Genomic DNA, 15,694 nt, shown 5'->3' on the forward strand with positions numbered 1-15,694 from the left:
GGCGGGCAGCGTTCGTCCGGTATCGGGAGCGGACGACGAAGGCGGTGCCGCGATGGCGGAACAGACCAGGACCGGGCGTTTCTCGCCCGCACTCAGAAGGGCGCTGATCCCGTTCGCGCTGGCGCAGTTCATCTGCAGCTTCGCCGGCTCGAACATGAACGTGATGATCAACGACATCAGCGAGGACCTCGACACCACGGTGGCCGGGGTCCAGCTGGCCATCACCATCTTCCTGCTGGTGATGGCCGCGCTGATGATCCCCGGTGGCAAGCTGACCGACCGGATCGGCCGGAAGAGGTGCCTCACCATCGGGCTGCTGGTCTACGGGATCGGTGCGCTGATCAGCGCCGCCGCACCCGGCCTGGGCATCCTGATCCTGGGCAACTCGATCCTGGAGGGCATCGGCACCGCGATGCTGATCCCGCCGGTCTACATCCTCACCACGCTGCTCTTCAAGGACCTCACCTCGCGGGCCCGGGCGTTCGGCATGATCAGCGCGCTGGGCGGGATCGGCGCGGCGACCGGCCCGCTGATCGGTGGCTTCATCTCGACCGCGATCAGCTGGCGTGCCGCGTTCCTGTTCCAGGCCGCCGTGGTGCTGCTGATCGCGATTCTGAGCCGCCGCTGGGTGACCGACCCGCTGCCGGCCGACCCGACCCGGCCGACCGACCCGCTCGGCGCGGTGCTCTCCGCGCTCGGCCTGGTGCTGATCGTCTCCGGCATCCTGGCCGCCGACGACAACGTCTGGGTGATGCTGGGCCTGCTGGTCGCCGGGGCGGCCGTGCTGGTCTGGTTCTTCGCCACGGTGCGGGCCAAGGAACGCGCCGGGAAGGAGCCGCTGCTCTCCACCGAGCTGTTCAAGAACAAGACCTCGAACCTCGGCATGATCACCCAGAGCATGCAGTGGCTGATGCTGATGGGCACGTCCTTCGTGGTGTCGGCCTATCTGCAGGTGGAGCGGGGCTACAACGCCATCGAGACCGGCGTGGTGTTCACCGCGACCACGGCCGGCCTGCTGATCTCCTCGCTCGCCGCCGAGCGGTTCGCCAAGCGCCGGGCGCAGCGCACGCTGATCGTGGCCGGCTTCCTGATCACCGTGGCCGGCGTGGTGCTGCTGCTGACCCTGGTGCTGATCTCGAAGTCGGTGTGGATGTTCGTGCCCGGCCTGTTCGTGATCGGTTTCGGACTGGGCGGCATGCTCACCCCGTCGGTGAACGTGGTGCAGTCCGCGTTCGGCGAGGACCTGCAAGGCGAGATCTCGGGGCTGTCCCGCAGTGTCTCCAACCTGGGGTCGGCGCTGGGCGGCGCGGTGGCCGGCACCATCCTGGTGGCCGGGATCGGCTCGCGGCCCGGCACGGCCTACAGCGTGGCGATGATCTCGGTCGCGCTGGCCGGGCTCATCGGTCTGGCGGCGGCGTGGCTCCTGCCGGACCGAACCGCTCCTGTTCGCGCTTGAGCAGGGCGACCAGGCGCAGGTCGGCCGCCGTCGGCCGGGACGGGTCCAGGGCCCGCGGCCAGAGCGAGGCCCAGCGGACGGCGGCCACCTCGGCCGACAGCACCAGGGCGTTGCTCAGCAGGTAGAGCAGGGTGAAGATGCCGGCTACGGTGGCGAACCCGCCGTAGACCGGCCCGGCCCCGCGGATCAGCCGGGGCAGCAGCCAGGCGCCCAGTTCCAGCATCAGCGTCACCGCGCCGGCGCCCAGCAGGGCGGCCGGCCAGAGCGCGCGCAGCGGCGCCGGCCGGTCCAGCAGCAGCCAGGCGAGCAGCCACAACACGGCGAACGCGGTGACGAACGCGGCGGCCGCGGGCAGCAGCGCGGTGCCCACGATCCCGGCCAGCAGGACCAGCAGGGCACCCAGCACACGCAGGTAACGGGAGACGTAACCGGTCCGGTCACGCCACGCCACGGCCGCCAGATGGTTGAGCGTGAAATACGCCGAGAGCACCACCCCGGTCGCGGTGTACGCGAGCCCCAGGATGCCGACGATCCACGCCGCGTGCGACGTGGGCATGCTCGCCACCGCGGCGTCCACGTCCGCCCGCAGCGCCGGCGGCACGAACCCGTCGATGATCTGCAGACGCAGCTCGGGACGGTTGCGCAGGACCTCGCTCACGATGGTGACGGCGAGCAGCAGCACCGGGAACATGCCGAGGAACCCGTAATAGGTGATCAGCGCCGCTTCCCGGGGGCCGCCGTCGTCGAAGTACTTGCAGACGACGGCGTACCCGAATCCGGGGAGCCGGTGCCGCCGCTGCCACTCGTCGAGCCGGCGGATCACCGGCCGTACGCGTCGGCGACCTCGCCGCCGTGCGCCGCGACCGCCCAGGCGATCAGCGTGGCCAGCACGATCGCGATCACCGACCAGGCCGGGTACACCGCGATGAACGCGAAGTTCACCAGAGCGGTCAGCAGCGCGATGACGATGGCCACGATCCGGGCCCAGGCCACCCCGCGGATCAGTCCGACCCCGGTGACCAGCGCGACCACGCCGAGCGCCAGGTGCACCCAGGCCAGCCCGGTCAGCGGCATCGAGAACAGGTGCTCGGAGCGGGTGTCGGCCAGGACCTCCGGGCGCAGCAGGGCGATCAGGCCGACGGTCAGGTGCACGGCGCCGAGCAGCACCAGCAGGATGCCACCGAACAGCACCCAGGCGACCCAGCCGCTGGCCCGGCTCTCCTCGATCTCCATGACGTCAGCGCCCCTTTCAACAGGTCGAGGCCATCGCGGTGTGCAGGCCGTCGGCGCTGCTCCGGAGTTCGGCGACCGAGCTGCGCACGGCGGCCAGGGTGGTCCGGTCCGGGCTGGCCTGCGCCGCCTGCAGATCCGTGCGGACTCGGTCGGTGGCCGCCTTGAGCGCCTCGGCCTGCGGCGCGAACTGCGCCTTGGCGTCCAGGTAGAGCTGGTTCAGCTCCTGCTGGAGCTGGGTCAGGTACGGCCGCAGGGCGGTCAGCCCGTTCTCCGAGACGTTGACGTTCTTGATGTGGTCGACGGTCACCTGCACCGCCTCCCAGCTGTCGCAGACCGCCGGGGCGGCGGCCGGGGACGAGGCCGACGAAGACGAGCAGCCTGCCATGCCGAGGACCAGCAGTGCGACGACGAGGATGCGCTTCATGGCCGTCAGCGTGCCGCGCGGGCCGGATCCGGGGCCTCACCCGTGCCGGATGAGGCGGGATCCGGGCCGCCGAACCGAGGATCGGACGGAAAGCAGGGGATTCGAGAAGGAGCGACAAATGGCCATCGGACCCGTCCAGTTGATTGTGCTGGGATTCCAGCACCCGGACTTCCACGGCGAGGTCATCGCCGAGCTGGAACGGCTGCGCCAGAACGACACGGTGCGGGTGATCGACGCGCTCGCCGTCTACAAGGACGCGGAGGGCGAGATCGAGGTCGAGCACCTCAGCAACCTGACCCGGGAGGAGGCCGTCGAGCTCGGCAGCAAGATCGGCGCGCTGATCGGCCTCGGCATCGAGGGCGAGGAGGGGCTGGAGGCGGGCGCCCTGCTCGGCGCCGCCGCGGCCGACGCCGAGGGGCGGGTCGCGGTCTTCGACGACCCGCAGGCCTGGGACGTGCTCGCGGAGATCCCGAACGACAGCGCCGCCGCGCTGCTGCTGATCGAGCACCACTGGGCGGTGCCGCTGCGCGACGCGATCGCGCGGGCCGGCGGGTTCCGGCTGGCGGACGGGTTCATCAGCCCGCTCGACCTGATCGGGATCGGACTGGTGAGTGCCGAAGAAGCCAAGGTTCTGCACGACCTGGAGACCTCGCGGTCCTGAGGAGGGGAGACTGACATGTTCGGTTCACGGAGAGTCGCCCGGCGCACCGGCCGGCGGACCGCCCGACGCACCGTCCGGCGTGTCGACCGCCGCCGGTAGCGGTCAGTGACGAGAGGCCCGGAAACCGCTGGCTTCCGGGCCTCTTCTCATGCGGCGACCGCGTCGGCGCCGGTGGAGAGCGCGAGTTTCCGCAAGCGGGTCCAGTCCAGCTGCGGGGGAGGCGTCGGCACACCGGGCCGCTGCCGGGGCAGCCGGACCCGCAGCGCGCCGGGCCGGATCTCGCAGTGCACCGGGGTGGCCAGCACCAGCGCCTCGCCGTCCACCCCGACCGGCACCTCGGCCAGGTCGGCGTCGACGATCGCCTCGTGCGCGGTCCGCACGGTCAGCGCCCGGTCCCGGCCCCGCCGGCCGAGCAGCCCGGCCGCGTCCAGCGCGCCGCGCACGGTCACCGCGAGCACGCCGAGCTCACCCCGGTCCATGGCGGCCCGCTGCCCGGAGTCGGGGCGGTACGCGTTGTTGCTGATCAGCACGGCCTGCGGCCCGCTCACCGTGGTCCCGTCCACGGTCAGCTCCAGCGGTGACGCCCCGGTCAGCGCGGACGGCAGCAGGTCCAGCGCGGTGCCGATCTTGTCGTCCCGGTACTCCGCGCTCTGCACCACGGTCGCGTAGGCGCCGAACGAGGCGTTGTTGACGAACGTCCGGTCGCCGATCCGGCCCAGGTCGATCCGCACCTCCTCGCCGTCGGTGAGCGCGTCCAGGCAGGCCGCCGGGTTCTCCCGGTCCAGGCCCAGGTCCAGGGCGAAGTGGTTGCGGGTGCCCGCGGAGATCACCAGGAACGGGATGCCGTGCTCGGCGGCCACCCCGGCGACCAGGGCCTGCGTGCCGTCGCCGCCGGCCACCCCGAGCAGGTCGGCGCCGTCCCGGATCGCCTGCCGGGCCACCTCGGCGACGTCCACGGCCGGGCCGTCCAGCAGGAACACCTCGGCGCCCAGCTCCCGGGCCTTCTCGTCGAGCCGGAACTTGCCGACCTTCCCGCCGCCGGAGCGCGGATTCATGATCAGGAACGGCCGCCGCGGGGCCGGGGTGCGCAGCACCGTGGGTTCCTCGGGCTGGGCCGCCAGCGCCCGCCGGCCGGCGGCCACGGCGCCGGCCCAGAGCAGGCCGAACGCCACCACCACCCAGATCAGGTTGGCGCGGGCGAACAGCACCGCCACCACCACCGGGGAGAGCACCGTCACCAGGCCGGCGAGCCAGCGCAGCAATCCGCGGTGGGTGAGGAACAGCCAGGCGGCGGCCAGGGTCACCGCGCTGCCGAGCACGCCGACCAGCAGCAGGCCGAGGCTGCCGCGCAGCCCGGCGACCGCGAGGACCAGCACGGTGGCGGCTGCGGCCGCGACGAACGCGAGGCGGGCGAGCCAGCGACGCTCACGGTTGTCGATCACCTTGGGCTCCTTTTCGTACGGCGGGCGCGGCTCTCGCGGGTGACCGCGGGACGGGTGCTCACGGCGTACGCAAGCAATGGTGGTCGCGAGCGCCCGCGGTCCGGCGGCGAACCGCTCTCCCGGTCTTGCCTCAGCGTCGCCGCAGCCTTTCCCGGCGGCCTCATTCCAAGGGGATGAGGTGCGGAACCTTTCCTGGGTGGACCGTCGGCATGGAGCCGCGGCACGCCGATCCGCGGGGAGACCAGAGAGGAGACCGGCTGTGTCGACGTCATCAGCGGTCGGCAAGCGTTTGCGGCACCCGGCGGAGAAACCGTTCTACGTGTTCATGGTGGTGCTCAACCTGATCATCATCTGGTTGATCATCCAGGCGGCGATCACCCTGCCGTTCCTCCCCGAACGGGTGGTCGAGTCGGGGTGGGGCACCGCGATCCGCAGTGCGTTCATCGGGCTGCTCCTGCTGGTGCCGGCTCTGGTGATCATCCGTGAGACGCAGCGGGCCTCGGTGCGCGGCACCGCGGTGGAGCTGAGCCCGCACCAGTACGGCGAGCTGTACCGGACCGCCGACGACTTCGCGCACCGGCTGGGTCTGCCCCGCCGGCCGTCGATCTACCTGGCCAACGGGAACGGCACGCTGAACGCCTTCGCGGCGCAGGCCACCGGACATGACTACGTGGTGCTCTCCAATGAGCTCTTCGTCAACCTTCAGCAGAACAACCGCGATGGGCTGCGGTTCATCCTCGGCCACGAGATGGGCCACATCCACCTTCACCACGTCGCGCTGTGGTACCAGCTCTCGGTCGCCTACTCGGAGCGGATCCCGGTGCTCGGCCCCACGCTGTCCCGGCTGCGGGAGTACTCCTGCGACCGGCACGGCGCCTACCTGTGCCCGACCGGCGCGACCGGCCTGGTCCTGCTGGCGTCCGGGCGGTACACCGAGCACACCACCGACGTCGACCAGTTGCTGCGCCAGGGCAGGGCACTGCGCGGGTTCTGGGTGGAGCTGGCGCAGTTGCCGCAGTCGCACCCGTTCACGGTCCGCCGCATCGAGCGGCTGTTCCGGCTCGGGCTGCTGAAGCAGACCAGGCCGTCCGCCAACTCGGCCGGCTCGGAACAGTTCGTGAACTAGGGGGCAATGTGATGCCGGATGCGACCTACCAGGTCCGGGTCTCGGGAGTGATCCCGGACGAGGTACTCGCCGAATTACGCGATCTGACAGTGAGCGTCGAGCCGCCGGAGACCGTGCTGCACGGGAATTTGCCGGATCAGTCCGCGGTGGTCGGCCTGATCTCCCGGATTCACGGGCTCGGCTTGCGCCTGATCGAGGTACGCCGGCTACCGGCGGACGACGATCCGGCCGGATGACTCCGCGCTACGGGTACGGCCTGGTCCTGCTCCTGATCGTGAGCACGTACGTGCTGGCGCTCTTCGCGGAACGACGCTGGCTGGTGGCAGTGCTGCTGGCTGTGCAGACCGCGACGGTGTGGCAGTCACTGCGGGTGGCCCGGGCCCGCCCGGGACTCCGGCTGGCCGGGGCGGTGGTCTTCGTGCTCGCTCTCGCGGCGGCCACGCTCACCGCCTTCACCCAGTGGCGGGTGCTGACCGGGGTGGCGTTCTCCGCGGCGAGCGCGCTGTACCTGCTGGCACCGATCGCGATCGTCCGGGACCTCGGACGCCGGCAGCGGGTCGACCTGCAGACCATGCTGGGGGCGCTCGCGGCGTACCTGTTGATCGGGATGGCGTTCGGGTTCGCGTACTCGTGCGTGGCGGCGATCCAGCCCGGCCCGCTCTTCGGCGAGCAGGGTGATCCGTCGCTCGCCGACGCGTTGTTCTTCAGCTTCGTCACGGTGACCACCACCGGGTACGGCGATCACGTGCCGGTCTCCAACCCGGCACAGACGATCGCCGTGTTCGAGGCGCTCACCGGCCAGCTCTTCCTGGTCACCGCGGTGGCCAAGGTGGTGGAGAACTGGCGGCCACGGAACTGGAACCGGGACTCCTCCGCGGTCTCATCCCAAGGGGATGACGCGGCCGGCGGGGAGGTCCGGTGAGCATGCCATCGAAGAATGTGAGGGGTTCCCGTGGTGGCGTCGCTGTTGTTCCTGATGTTCCTCGCGGTGCTCGCCGCCGTCGCACGGGAGCGACGCAAGCGGCGGGCGTTCGCCGAGGACGGTCCCACCTTCGAGTGCCGGATCCGGGCCGCCGGCCGGTCCCCGCAGGGCTGGCGCCGGCTGAGCCGGAGCTGGTCCCGCTGGGTGTGGGCGCGCTGGTCCGGCGAGGTGCTGGTGATCCGGCGCGGACCGGTCTTCGACCGGACGGTCCGGCTCGCCGCACAGGTCACGCCGAAAGGCGTCTACGTGCTTCCGCTCCACGAGGGGCGCAAGTGCGGGCGCAACCCGATAGCGGTGCGGCTGCGGACGGCCGACGGCGCGGTGATCGAGGTGGCCGCCCACGCGGCGGCCCGCACCGAGCTGGTCGGGATGTACGTCGCCGCGGCGTTCAGCGACCTCCCTCGGGCGCCGGTCCGGCGCCCCGAGAACTGAGACGAAGGGATTCGACATGGCAGACGTGAGGGATCAGGAGACTCCTTACATCCCGCCCTCGGCGCACCGGGAACCCACCGCGTGGGTCGGCATGGTGGTGTTCGCCGGCGTCATGCTGTTGCTGATGGGCGGCTTCCAGGCCATCGAGGGCCTGGTCGCCATCTTCAAGGACGAGTACTACGTCGCCACCAACTCCGGTCTGGTGCTGACCTTCGACTACACCACCTGGGGCTGGACCCACCTGCTGCTCGGCATCATCGCGGTGCTGGCCGGCATCGGGGTGTTCCTCGGGCAGATGTGGGCCCGGGTGGTCGGCATCATCGTCGCCGCGGTGAGCGCCCTGGCGAACCTGATGTTCCTCCCGGCGTACCCGATCTGGTGCACCATCATGATCGCCACCGACGTGCTGATCATCTACGCCCTGTCGGTGCACGGCCGCGAGGTCCGGTACCGCTGACCACTGTGGGGCCCGGCCGACCGCCGGGCCCCCATTTTGCCTTGAGGGGGCGTAAATGGGACGAAAAGCCGGTTGGCTGGCCCTGGTCGCCGGGGTGCTCGCCCTGGTGCTGGGGATCATCGCGTTCGCCTGGCCGTCGGCCACGCTGAAGGTGGTCGGCTTCCTGTTCGGACTGAATCTGCTGATCGTGGGCGTGATCCGGGTCCTCCAGTTCGCGTTCACCCCGGACGCGCCGGTGGCCGGGCGGGTGCTCGGCGTCATCTTCGGCGTGCTGGTCGGCCTGCTGGGCATCCTCTGCATGCGCAACCTGGCCGGCTCGGTGACACTGCTGCTGGTCATCGTGGCGCTGGGCTGGCTTCTGGAGGGCCTCGCCGAGATCTTCACCAGCATCGGCCACCGAGAATCCGGCGCCGGCTGGCGCATCGGCCTGGGCATCTTCGCGGTGCTCGCGGCGATCGCGGTGCTGGTCTGGCCGGGGCTGGGCCTGGCGACGTTCGTCTTCATCGGGGCGACGACGCTGTGCTTCGTCGGCATCGGCGGCATCATCGCCGGGATCGCCGGCCTGCGCTCCCGCGACCCGATCGTCGCATAGGGGTTCGCGGCTCGGGGAGTCCGGGGATATGCCCGGGCTCCCCTTTCGGCATTTCCATATACGCAGGTCCGCTGGGGTACGGATCGCATGCTCCCGCGCGGGCCGGGGCCGGCGATCTGGCCGCTGGCGCGTCCAAACCAATCGCCGGCCCCTTCACTGTCCGCGGCTGGTTCCGGAGATCAACCCCCGGGCTGGTCCTGGTGGCCCTATCCCATGCCCGGATAGGGCGTTGGAGGCCAGCCGGACAGTCTCCGGCTGGTGTTCAGGGCCCTGTCCCGTGCCCGGATAGGGCCGCCAGGACCAGCCGGACAGTCTCCGGCTGGTGTTCAGGGCCCTGTCCCGTGCCCGGATAGGGCCATCAGGACCAGCCGGACTGTCTCCGGCTGGTGTTCAGGGCCCTGTCCCGTGCCCGGATAGGGCCACCAGGACCAGCCGGACAGTCTCCGGCTGGTGTTCAGGGCTGTCCCGTGCCTGGATAGGGCCATCAGGACCAGCCGGACAGTCTCCGGCTGGTGCTCAGGGCCCTATCCCGTACCCGAATAGGGCCACCAGGACCAGCCGGACTGTCTCCGGCTGGTGCTCAGGGCCCTGTCCCATGCTCGGATAGGGCCGCCAGGACCAGCCGGACAGTTTCCGGCTGGTGTTCAGGGCCCTGTCCCATGCCCGGATAGGGCCACCAGGACCAGCCCGGGTTTGGGACGGCGAAGGGCCCGGCGCCTTTCCCGAGCGCCGGGCCTCGTCCCCAGGGGATCTATTTGGTGTATCTCTGGAGGAAGAGCGCCTCCGCGAGGGCCAGATTGGCGATCTCGGTCGGGTCGACGCTCTCGTTGGGGGCGTGGATGAGGGCCAGCGGTTCCTCGACGCCCATCAGTACGATCTCCGCGTCCGGATACGTGTCGGCGAAGACGTTGGACAGGGGGATGGAGCCGCCCTGGCCGAGAGTGCTCATCTCCCGGCCGTAGGCGTCGCGCATCGCGCCGGCCAGGGCCTGATATGCCGGGCCGCCGGTGCGGGCCTCGAACGGCTGCCCGAGGGCCTCCTTGACGACCTCCACCCGGACGCCCCACGGCGCGGCCGCGTGCAGGTGGGCGATCAGCGCGTCCTGGGCCTTGACCGCGTCCATGCCCGGCGGCACCCGCAGGTTGAGCCGGGCCCGGGCGTGCGGCTGGATGGCCGCGGCCGAGCCGACCACCGGCGGGCAGTCGATGCCGAGCACGGTCACCGCCGGACGGGCCCAGATCATGTCCGAGACCGATCCGTCGCCGAGCAGCTCGACGCCGTCCAGCAGGCCGGCGTCCGACTTGAACTGCGCGGTCGGGTACGGCGCCCCGCCCCAGGTCTGGTCGTGTTCCAGCCCGGCGATGGTGGTGTTCCCGGCCCGATCGCGCAGCGTGGACAGGATCTGGATGAGCGCCGCCAGCGCGTCCGGGGCGGCGCCGCCGAACATGCCGGAGTGCAGCTCCCCGTCCAGCGCCGAAACGCTCACCACCACGTTGACCAGGCCACGCAGCGTCACCGTGGTGGCCGGCTGGCCGACCGCCGCGTTGCCGGTGTCGCAGACCAGGATGGTGTCGGCGCGCAGCAGCTCCGGGTTGCGCACGACGAAGTCCTCCAGCCCGCCGGTGCCCTGCTCCTCGGAACCCTCGACGATCAGTTTCAGGTTCACCGGGATGTCGTCGCCGAGCGCCCGCAGCGCGGTCAGGTGCATGACGATGTTGCCCTTGCAGTCGGCGGCGCCCCGGCCGTACCAGCGCCCGCCGACCTCGGTGAGCTGGAACGGCGGGGTCCGCCAGGCCTGCTCGCCGAGCGGCGGCTGCACGTCGTAGTGCGCGTAGAGCAGCACGGTCGGGGCGTCCGGCCGGCCGGCCGGACGGTACCCGTAGACCGCCTTGCTCCCGTCACTGGTCTCGTGCAGGCCCAGGTCGGTGAAGCCGACCTGGGCGAAGTGGTCCACCACCCAGGTCGCCGCGCGCTCGCACTCCTGGGGTGGGAACTGCCGTGGGTCGGCCACCGAGCGGATCGCCACCAGGTCGGCCAGGTCGGCCCGGGCCCGTGGCATCAGCTCGCTGATGCGCTCTCGCAGCTCCACGCTGTCACACCTCGGCCTTCTTGACGTCGTCGATGATGTCCTGGAAAGCGTCGATGTACTGCGGGCAGTACACCTTGATGATCAGCAGCTGGCCCTGGAGGACCCGGTTGTCCACCAGCACCGGACGCAGGCCGGGGCCGGCCGCGCCGTTGGTGAGCATCCCGTACAGGACGCCGCGCCGGAGCGAGTCGCCCGGGTCGTAGCAGATCGCACCGCCGTCGTCGCCCAGCACACGGGCGATCTGTTCGGTGGACGGCACCCGCAGCCCGGCCGACTGAAGCTCGGACTGGAGCTGCTGCGCCTTGGCGTTGGCCTGCTCGGTCTCCTTCTTGCCGTGGTATCGGACCAGGCCCACCCCGGCGAGCAGCACGAACAGGATGCCGCTGATGAGATAGATGAGGAACCGCTTCTCGCTCATGCCGCGACCTCCGCCTCGTCAGCCGTAGCGGTCTTCCAGGAGGGTTTGCGGGCTCGGTAGAACAGGTAGGGCACCAGCAGGCCGAGACCGAGCGCGCCGCCCGCGACGATCGCCAGGTAGGCCCAGACGCTGCCGCCGCCGAACTGCGAGGACGGGACGAAACCGATCAGCAGGGCGGCGAGCGAGGCGGCGAAGCCGACCCCGCACAGGGCGGTCAGCATCGGGGCCTTGTAGCCACGCGGGTGGTCGGGCTGGTTGCGGCGCAGGCGTACCGCAGCGACGAACATCAGCAGATACATGATCAGGTAGACCTGGGTGGTGATCACCGAGAAGATCCAGTACACGCTGGACACGTCCGGGATGAACGCGTAGGCCAGCGCGATCACGGTGGTGACCAGGCCCTGGACGACCAGGATGTTCTGCTGCACGCCGTGCTTGTTGAGCTTCTGGAGGTACGGCGGCAGGTAACCCTCGGTGCGGGAGATCAGCAGCAGGCCCCGGGACGGGCCGGCCAGCCAGGTGAGCATGCCACCCAGGGAGGCGGCCACCAGCATGACGCCGAGGATCGGGGTGAGCCACTGCGAGTCGAACGCGGCGAACACCGCGTCGAACGCCTGCATCACACCGGCGGTGAGCGACAGCTCGTCGGCCGGCACGATCCAGCTGATCGCCAGCGCGGGCAGGATGAAGATGAGCAGCACCAGGCCCATGGCCAGGAACATCGCCCGCGGGAACTCCTTGCCGGGCTTGCGCAGCGAGGAGACGTGCACCGCGTTCATCTCCATGCCCGAGTAGGACAGGAAGTTGTTCACGATCAGCACCAGGCTGGACAGGCCCGCCCAGGTCGGCAGCAGGTGGTCGGCGGTCATCGGCGCGGCCGACTCGTTGCCCTGGCCGAGGAACGCGATGCCCAGGATCACCAGCAGTGCGCCGGGGATCAGGGTGCCGATGATCAGGCCGCCGCTGGCCAGGCCGGCGACGCCCTTGGTGCCGCGGGACGAGACCCAGACGCCGGCCCAGTAGCAGACCATGATCACGATCGCGGTCCACAGGCCGCTGGACGCCAGATCCGGGTTGATCACATAGGCCAGCGTGCTGGCCACGAAGCCCAGCAGGCTCGGGTAGTAGAAGATGGTCATCGCGAACTGGCACCAGACCGCGAGGAAGCCCATCGGCTTCGACAGGCCCTGGCTCACCCAGTTGTAGACGCCGCCGTTCCAGCCGGACGCCAGCTCCGCCGAGACCAGCGCGGTCGGCAGCAGGAAGACGATGGCCGGCACGATGTAGAGGAAGATGCTGGCGAGGCCGTAGACCGCCATGGTCGGCGATGGGCGAAGACTTGCCACCGAGCTGGTGGTCATCAGCGCCAGCGCCACCCAGGAGATGTAGGACACCGCTCGCGCGGATTTCGGCGGCTGTGTCGCTTGGTTTTCCGCCTCAGCGCTCACGCTGCCTCCCTTCGGGTAGTCGTAATCCCGGCGGAATCATCGGCGTGCCTGGATGTGGGTCGCCTCATCCCTGGAGAGCGGTTCGGATCGAGACGGCCGCCGTACCAGGACGCGGCAAGAGCTGACAGGCAGCCGAGAAGTTCGAGCAGGAAGAGGCCGGGATCGACGGTGCGGTCGCTGGTCCGTACCCGGATCATCACGAGCACCGCGAAGAGGAACAGCACGCCCAGGTCGGCGAGCAGGATCGCGGCTCGCGGGCGCCCGACCACGGCGGCGAAGATGCCGCCGGCCAGACCGGCGAGCACATTCCAGTACGCCAGAGTGCCCACCATCGACGGGGCGCCGGCCAGGGTGGCCAGGTCCAGGATCGTCGCGACCAGGAACAGGCCGAGCGGGAACATCAACAGCACCGGCTCCACCGGGTTACGTCTCCGCATATCACCCAAGGGTCCGGATTTCGCCTGGTGAAAGCGTCACCCCGGACGGATGAAACGTCCTACCGAAGCCGCCCCGACGAGCATCCCGACCGCGATCGCGACCAGCAGCGACACCATGTCGGCGAGCCCGGTCACCCCCTGGATCGGGTCGCCGCCGATCCAGCTCTCCAGCCCGCGCAGGCCGTGCGACCCGGGCGTGAGCACGTAGAAGGCGCCCAGGTAGAGCACGTAGGCGGGCGGCATCCCGGGCCGCCGGCCGAGCAGCAGCGCGGTCGCCATCATCACCACGGCGCCCAGGAACGTGCCGGCCGGATCGCCCAGCGCGCGCGTCCCGGCCTCGACCACGGCGGCGGTGAGCAGCACCAGCCCGAGCGCCCACGGGAAGTCCCGCGGCGCCATCGAGAAGGTCAGCATCACCCCGGCCGCGAACAGCACCCAGCCGCCCCACACACCGGCCGGGCCGAGATTGCCTGGCACGGTGGTGTCGAACAGCCGGCTCTGCGGCACCTGGAGCAGGACCGTCGCCATCAGCGCGCCGAACGCCAGGACCAGCAGCACCACCGTGCTGTAGACCAGCCGGGCCGCGCCCGCGGTCATCCGGTTCACCGCCAGCTCCAGGGCGGCCGCGCTGATCGCGTCCCCGGGGATGAAGTAGAACAGCGCCGGGACGATCAGCTGGATCGGGCCGCCGTCGATCAGGCCGTGCTCGTAGATCGTCAGCACCACCGTGGTGACCAGCAGCGAGGCGAGGAACGGCTCGATCAGGACCAGGCGGCGGTGGCGGTTGCCGGCCACCACCAGCAGGCCGATCAGCAGGCCGGTCAGGGCCGAGACGCCGACCTGCTGCCAGGTGGCCTGCACCGAGATCCCGAAGCCGACGGTGAAGGCGACCAGCCCGAGCACCCGCCACGGCCGCGACCAGCGGCCGGGCTCGCGGCGGATCGCCGCGAGTCGGGCGGCCGCGTCCGGCGCGGACAGATCGGCCTCGCTGATCTCGCGCAGGAGGCCCTTGATCGTGGAAACCTGGTGCAGGGGCGGGACGCCGGGCTCCCGGGCGAAGGACAGCGTACGGTCCCCGACGGTGACCAGCGCCGCGTCGGCCAGAAAGGTCGCCTCCACGGTGTGCCCGTACGCCGCGGCCACCTCCCGGACGATCGCCTCGCACCGCATCGTCCCCTCGAAACTGGAGCTGAGCAGCCACTCGCTCAGCGGCCCGAGCAGTCCCAGCAGCTCCTTCTCGGTGGTCATCGGGTCATGGCCCGGACCAGCGGGTGCCCGCACAGCACCCCGAGCGCGATGGCGACCATCGTGCCGATCGAGCCGATCACGTCCTGCACCCCGCGTACCGTGTCCTGCCCGAGGTACTCGGTCACCCCGATCAGGGTGAGCGCGCCTGGCACCAGCAGCCAGAACCCGGGCAGGAACGAGACCAGCGCCGGTGGCCCCGAGGGCCGGCGTTCCACCAGGTAGGCCACCACGGTCAGGGCCAGCGCCCCGACGAACCCGCTCAGGTAGCCGCCGAGCAACAGATTCCCGAGGTACTGCGCGAGGTAGCCGGAGTAGAGCACCAGCAGCAGCCAGCCGAACGAGCGTGGTGGCCCGGCGTGCAGCAGGTAGTTGCCGATCCCGACGATCAGGACACCCGCCCAGGGCGCCCACCAGCCGACCGTGTTCGGCGCCACGTCGCTGGGCGCGGCCGGTGCCGGCACGCCGGTGACGTGCGCCGCGCCGATGATCCCGAAGGCGAGCAGCATGAGCTGGAGGGCCCCGGCGACCAGCCGGCTGGAGCCGGTGATCATCTCGTACGCGGACAGCTCCACCACGCCCATGGTCAGCATCGCCCCGGGCAGGAAGGTCACCAGCGGCGCCACCATGGCTCGCAGGTCGGCCTCCAGCCACCCGCCGCCGGCCAGCACGAAGGTGATCGCCGAGACGGCGAACGCGGCGATCACCGGCATGATCATCTGGACGCTGGCCCAGCGGCCGCCGACCAGCCGGAGCACCCCGATCAGCACCCCGAAAAGGCCGGCCAGCGCGACGTCGCCCCAGGTGGGGGCCAGGATCAGGCAGATGCCGACGATCAGCACGGCGTGCCCGGTCACCCGCGTGACCGGCCCGAACCGCGGGGGCATGTCCACCGCGGCGAGCACCTGGCGGCTACCCGTCGCGGGCGGCACCTCGCCCCGCTGGGCGACCCGGAGCAGGTCGAACAGGGCGGCCGTCTGGTCCAGCCGGAGGCCGCCGCGCAGCTGCCGGGTCGGCTCCAGGGTGGCCGGCCGGCCCGGTTCCAGGGACACCACCACGTAGGTGGGCAGCACGCTGAACCTGGCGTGCGGGGCGCCGTACGCGGCCGCGACCCTCGACAGGTGCTCCTCGATCTGGTTGACCGCCTCGCCGGCGGCGGTGAGCGCGCTGCCCAGGAACAGCAGGAACTGTTGCAGATCCTGCTCGTCAGCGGGGGTGAGCGGCATGGTCGATGCGGCCATGGGCTCCGAAG

18 protein-coding genes are annotated in these 15,694 nt (G+C 70.8%); 8 read left to right on the forward strand and 10 right to left on the reverse strand.

Going from position 1 to position 15,694, the window contains the following annotated elements; translation table 11 throughout:
• Positions 1 to 52 precede the first annotated feature (52 nt).
• Entirely contained in the window at positions 53 to 1,456 is a 1,404-nt protein-coding gene (locus tag Aiant_RS31850) for an MFS transporter (RefSeq protein WP_189333667.1), read from the forward strand.
• Here Aiant_RS31850 and Aiant_RS31855 read toward each other — a convergent pair.
• The 3 genes from Aiant_RS31855 to Aiant_RS31865 are packed head-to-tail and all read right to left on the reverse strand — an operon-like array spanning position 1,398 to position 3,113.
• Positions 1,398 to 2,279, reverse strand: coding sequence for a YihY/virulence factor BrkB family protein (locus Aiant_RS31855; RefSeq protein WP_189333666.1), 882 nt, complete (start codon positions 2,277 to 2,279; stop codon positions 1,398 to 1,400). The two genes, Aiant_RS31850 and Aiant_RS31855, sit on opposite strands and share 59 nt — an antisense overlap.
• Complete coding sequence (locus tag Aiant_RS31860) at positions 2,276 to 2,689, reverse strand: DUF7144 family membrane protein (protein WP_189333665.1); 414 nt, start codon at positions 2,687 to 2,689, stop codon at positions 2,276 to 2,278. The genes Aiant_RS31855 and Aiant_RS31860 overlap by 4 nt, the downstream gene beginning before the upstream one ends.
• A gap of 16 nt (positions 2,690 to 2,705) precedes the next feature.
• Positions 2,706 to 3,113, reverse strand: a complete 408-nt coding sequence (locus tag Aiant_RS31865) for a mediator of RNA polymerase II transcription subunit 21 (RefSeq protein ID WP_189333664.1) — start codon at positions 3,111 to 3,113, stop codon at positions 2,706 to 2,708.
• Positions 3,114 to 3,231: 118 nt separating this feature from the next.
• Here Aiant_RS31865 and Aiant_RS31870 point away from each other — a divergent pair, with 118 nt between their 5' ends.
• On the forward strand, positions 3,232 to 3,774 hold the full coding sequence (locus Aiant_RS31870) for a hypothetical protein (RefSeq protein WP_189333663.1): 543 nt from the start codon (positions 3,232 to 3,234) through the stop codon (positions 3,772 to 3,774).
• A gap of 146 nt (positions 3,775 to 3,920) precedes the next feature.
• Here Aiant_RS31870 and Aiant_RS31875 read toward each other — a convergent pair whose 3' ends face one another.
• The gene (locus Aiant_RS31875; protein WP_189333662.1) at positions 3,921 to 5,216 is read right to left on the reverse strand and encodes a diacylglycerol/lipid kinase family protein; all 1,296 of its coding nucleotides are present in this window, start codon (positions 5,214 to 5,216) and stop codon (positions 3,921 to 3,923) included.
• A 259-nt stretch (positions 5,217 to 5,475) separates the two neighbouring features.
• Here Aiant_RS31875 and Aiant_RS31880 point away from each other — a divergent pair, with 259 nt between their 5' ends.
• The 6 genes from Aiant_RS31880 to Aiant_RS31905 are packed head-to-tail and all read left to right on the forward strand — an operon-like array spanning position 5,476 to position 8,805.
• Positions 5,476 to 6,342 carry a M48 family metallopeptidase gene (locus Aiant_RS31880; RefSeq protein WP_229830769.1) on the forward strand — a complete coding sequence of 289 codons (867 nt, stop codon included), beginning with the start codon at positions 5,476 to 5,478 and terminating at the stop codon, positions 6,340 to 6,342.
• 11 nt (positions 6,343 to 6,353) lie between these two features.
• Positions 6,354 to 6,578 (forward strand): hypothetical protein, encoded by a 225-nt coding sequence (locus Aiant_RS31885; protein WP_189333661.1) that lies wholly within the window; start codon positions 6,354 to 6,356, stop codon positions 6,576 to 6,578.
• Complete coding sequence (locus Aiant_RS31890) at positions 6,575 to 7,264, forward strand: potassium channel family protein (RefSeq protein WP_189333660.1); 690 nt, start codon at positions 6,575 to 6,577, stop codon at positions 7,262 to 7,264. Before Aiant_RS31885 ends, Aiant_RS31890 begins: the two co-directional genes overlap by 4 nt.
• A 33-nt stretch (positions 7,265 to 7,297) precedes the next feature.
• Positions 7,298 to 7,756 carry a hypothetical protein gene (locus tag Aiant_RS31895; protein WP_189333659.1) on the forward strand — a complete coding sequence of 153 codons (459 nt, stop codon included), beginning with the start codon at positions 7,298 to 7,300 and terminating at the stop codon, positions 7,754 to 7,756.
• A 16-nt stretch (positions 7,757 to 7,772) separates the two neighbouring features.
• Positions 7,773 to 8,213: a DUF7144 family membrane protein gene (locus Aiant_RS31900; RefSeq protein ID WP_189333658.1), complete on the forward strand. Its 441-nt coding sequence runs from the start codon at positions 7,773 to 7,775 to the stop codon at positions 8,211 to 8,213.
• A gap of 55 nt (positions 8,214 to 8,268) precedes the next feature.
• Positions 8,269 to 8,805 (forward strand): HdeD family acid-resistance protein, encoded by a 537-nt coding sequence (locus Aiant_RS31905; RefSeq protein WP_189333657.1) that lies wholly within the window; start codon positions 8,269 to 8,271, stop codon positions 8,803 to 8,805.
• 751 nt (positions 8,806 to 9,556) lie between these two features.
• Here Aiant_RS31905 and Aiant_RS31910 read toward each other — a convergent pair.
• The 6 genes from Aiant_RS31910 to Aiant_RS31935 are packed head-to-tail and all read right to left on the reverse strand — an operon-like array spanning position 9,557 to position 15,683.
• Positions 9,557 to 10,894, reverse strand: coding sequence for a dipeptidase (locus Aiant_RS31910; RefSeq protein ID WP_189333656.1), 1,338 nt, complete (start codon positions 10,892 to 10,894; stop codon positions 9,557 to 9,559).
• Positions 10,895 to 10,898: 4 nt separating this feature from the next.
• Positions 10,899 to 11,312, reverse strand: a complete 414-nt coding sequence (locus tag Aiant_RS31915) for a hypothetical protein (RefSeq protein ID WP_189333655.1) — start codon at positions 11,310 to 11,312, stop codon at positions 10,899 to 10,901.
• The gene (gene gadC, locus Aiant_RS31920; RefSeq protein WP_189333654.1) at positions 11,309 to 12,760 is read right to left on the reverse strand and encodes a glutamate/gamma-aminobutyrate antiporter GadC; all 1,452 of its coding nucleotides are present in this window, start codon (positions 12,758 to 12,760) and stop codon (positions 11,309 to 11,311) included. Before gadC ends, Aiant_RS31915 begins: the two co-directional genes overlap by 4 nt.
• Entirely contained in the window at positions 12,757 to 13,197 is a 441-nt protein-coding gene (locus Aiant_RS31925) for a DUF2231 domain-containing protein (RefSeq protein ID WP_189333653.1), read from the reverse strand. The genes gadC and Aiant_RS31925 overlap by 4 nt, the downstream gene beginning before the upstream one ends.
• Positions 13,198 to 13,233: 36 nt before the next feature.
• Positions 13,234 to 14,445 carry a threonine/serine exporter family protein gene (locus tag Aiant_RS31930; RefSeq protein WP_189333652.1) on the reverse strand — a complete coding sequence of 404 codons (1,212 nt, stop codon included), beginning with the start codon at positions 14,443 to 14,445 and terminating at the stop codon, positions 13,234 to 13,236.
• Positions 14,442 to 15,683: a threonine/serine exporter family protein gene (locus Aiant_RS31935; protein ID WP_229830767.1), complete on the reverse strand. Its 1,242-nt coding sequence runs from the start codon at positions 15,681 to 15,683 to the stop codon at positions 14,442 to 14,444. The genes Aiant_RS31930 and Aiant_RS31935 overlap by 4 nt, the downstream gene beginning before the upstream one ends.
• Positions 15,684 to 15,694 lie beyond the last annotated feature (11 nt).

The sequence above is a fragment of the Actinoplanes ianthinogenes genome, assembly GCF_018324205.1.
Lineage (GTDB): Bacteria > Actinomycetota > Actinomycetes > Mycobacteriales > Micromonosporaceae > Actinoplanes > Actinoplanes ianthinogenes.

What these genes read in the sequence shown, in the direction of transcription:
- Aiant_RS31930 (WP_189333652.1), bottom strand. Translation starts at nt 14,445, where the DNA reads ATGACCACCGAGAAGGAGCTGCTGGGACTGCTCGGGCCGCTGAGCGAG.
- Aiant_RS31925 (WP_189333653.1), bottom strand. Translation starts at nt 13,197, where the DNA reads ATGCGGAGACGTAACCCGGTGGAGCCGGTGCTGTTGATGTTCCCGCTC.
- Aiant_RS31900 (WP_189333658.1), top strand. Translation starts at nt 7,773, where the DNA reads ATGGCAGACGTGAGGGATCAGGAGACTCCTTACATCCCGCCCTCGGCG.
- Aiant_RS31905 (WP_189333657.1), top strand. Translation starts at nt 8,269, where the DNA reads ATGGGACGAAAAGCCGGTTGGCTGGCCCTGGTCGCCGGGGTGCTCGCC.
- Aiant_RS31860 (WP_189333665.1), bottom strand. Translation starts at nt 2,689, where the DNA reads ATGGAGATCGAGGAGAGCCGGGCCAGCGGCTGGGTCGCCTGGGTGCTG.
- Aiant_RS31870 (WP_189333663.1), top strand. Translation starts at nt 3,232, where the DNA reads ATGGCCATCGGACCCGTCCAGTTGATTGTGCTGGGATTCCAGCACCCG.
- Aiant_RS31885 (WP_189333661.1), top strand. Translation starts at nt 6,354, where the DNA reads ATGCCGGATGCGACCTACCAGGTCCGGGTCTCGGGAGTGATCCCGGAC.
- Aiant_RS31850 (WP_189333667.1), top strand. Translation starts at nt 53, where the DNA reads ATGGCGGAACAGACCAGGACCGGGCGTTTCTCGCCCGCACTCAGAAGG.
- Aiant_RS31915 (WP_189333655.1), bottom strand. Translation starts at nt 11,312, where the DNA reads ATGAGCGAGAAGCGGTTCCTCATCTATCTCATCAGCGGCATCCTGTTC.
- Aiant_RS31865 (WP_189333664.1), bottom strand. Translation starts at nt 3,113, where the DNA reads ATGAAGCGCATCCTCGTCGTCGCACTGCTGGTCCTCGGCATGGCAGGC.
- Aiant_RS31890 (WP_189333660.1), top strand. Translation starts at nt 6,575, where the DNA reads ATGACTCCGCGCTACGGGTACGGCCTGGTCCTGCTCCTGATCGTGAGC.
- Aiant_RS31935 (WP_229830767.1), bottom strand. Translation starts at nt 15,683, where the DNA reads ATGGCCGCATCGACCATGCCGCTCACCCCCGCTGACGAGCAGGATCTG.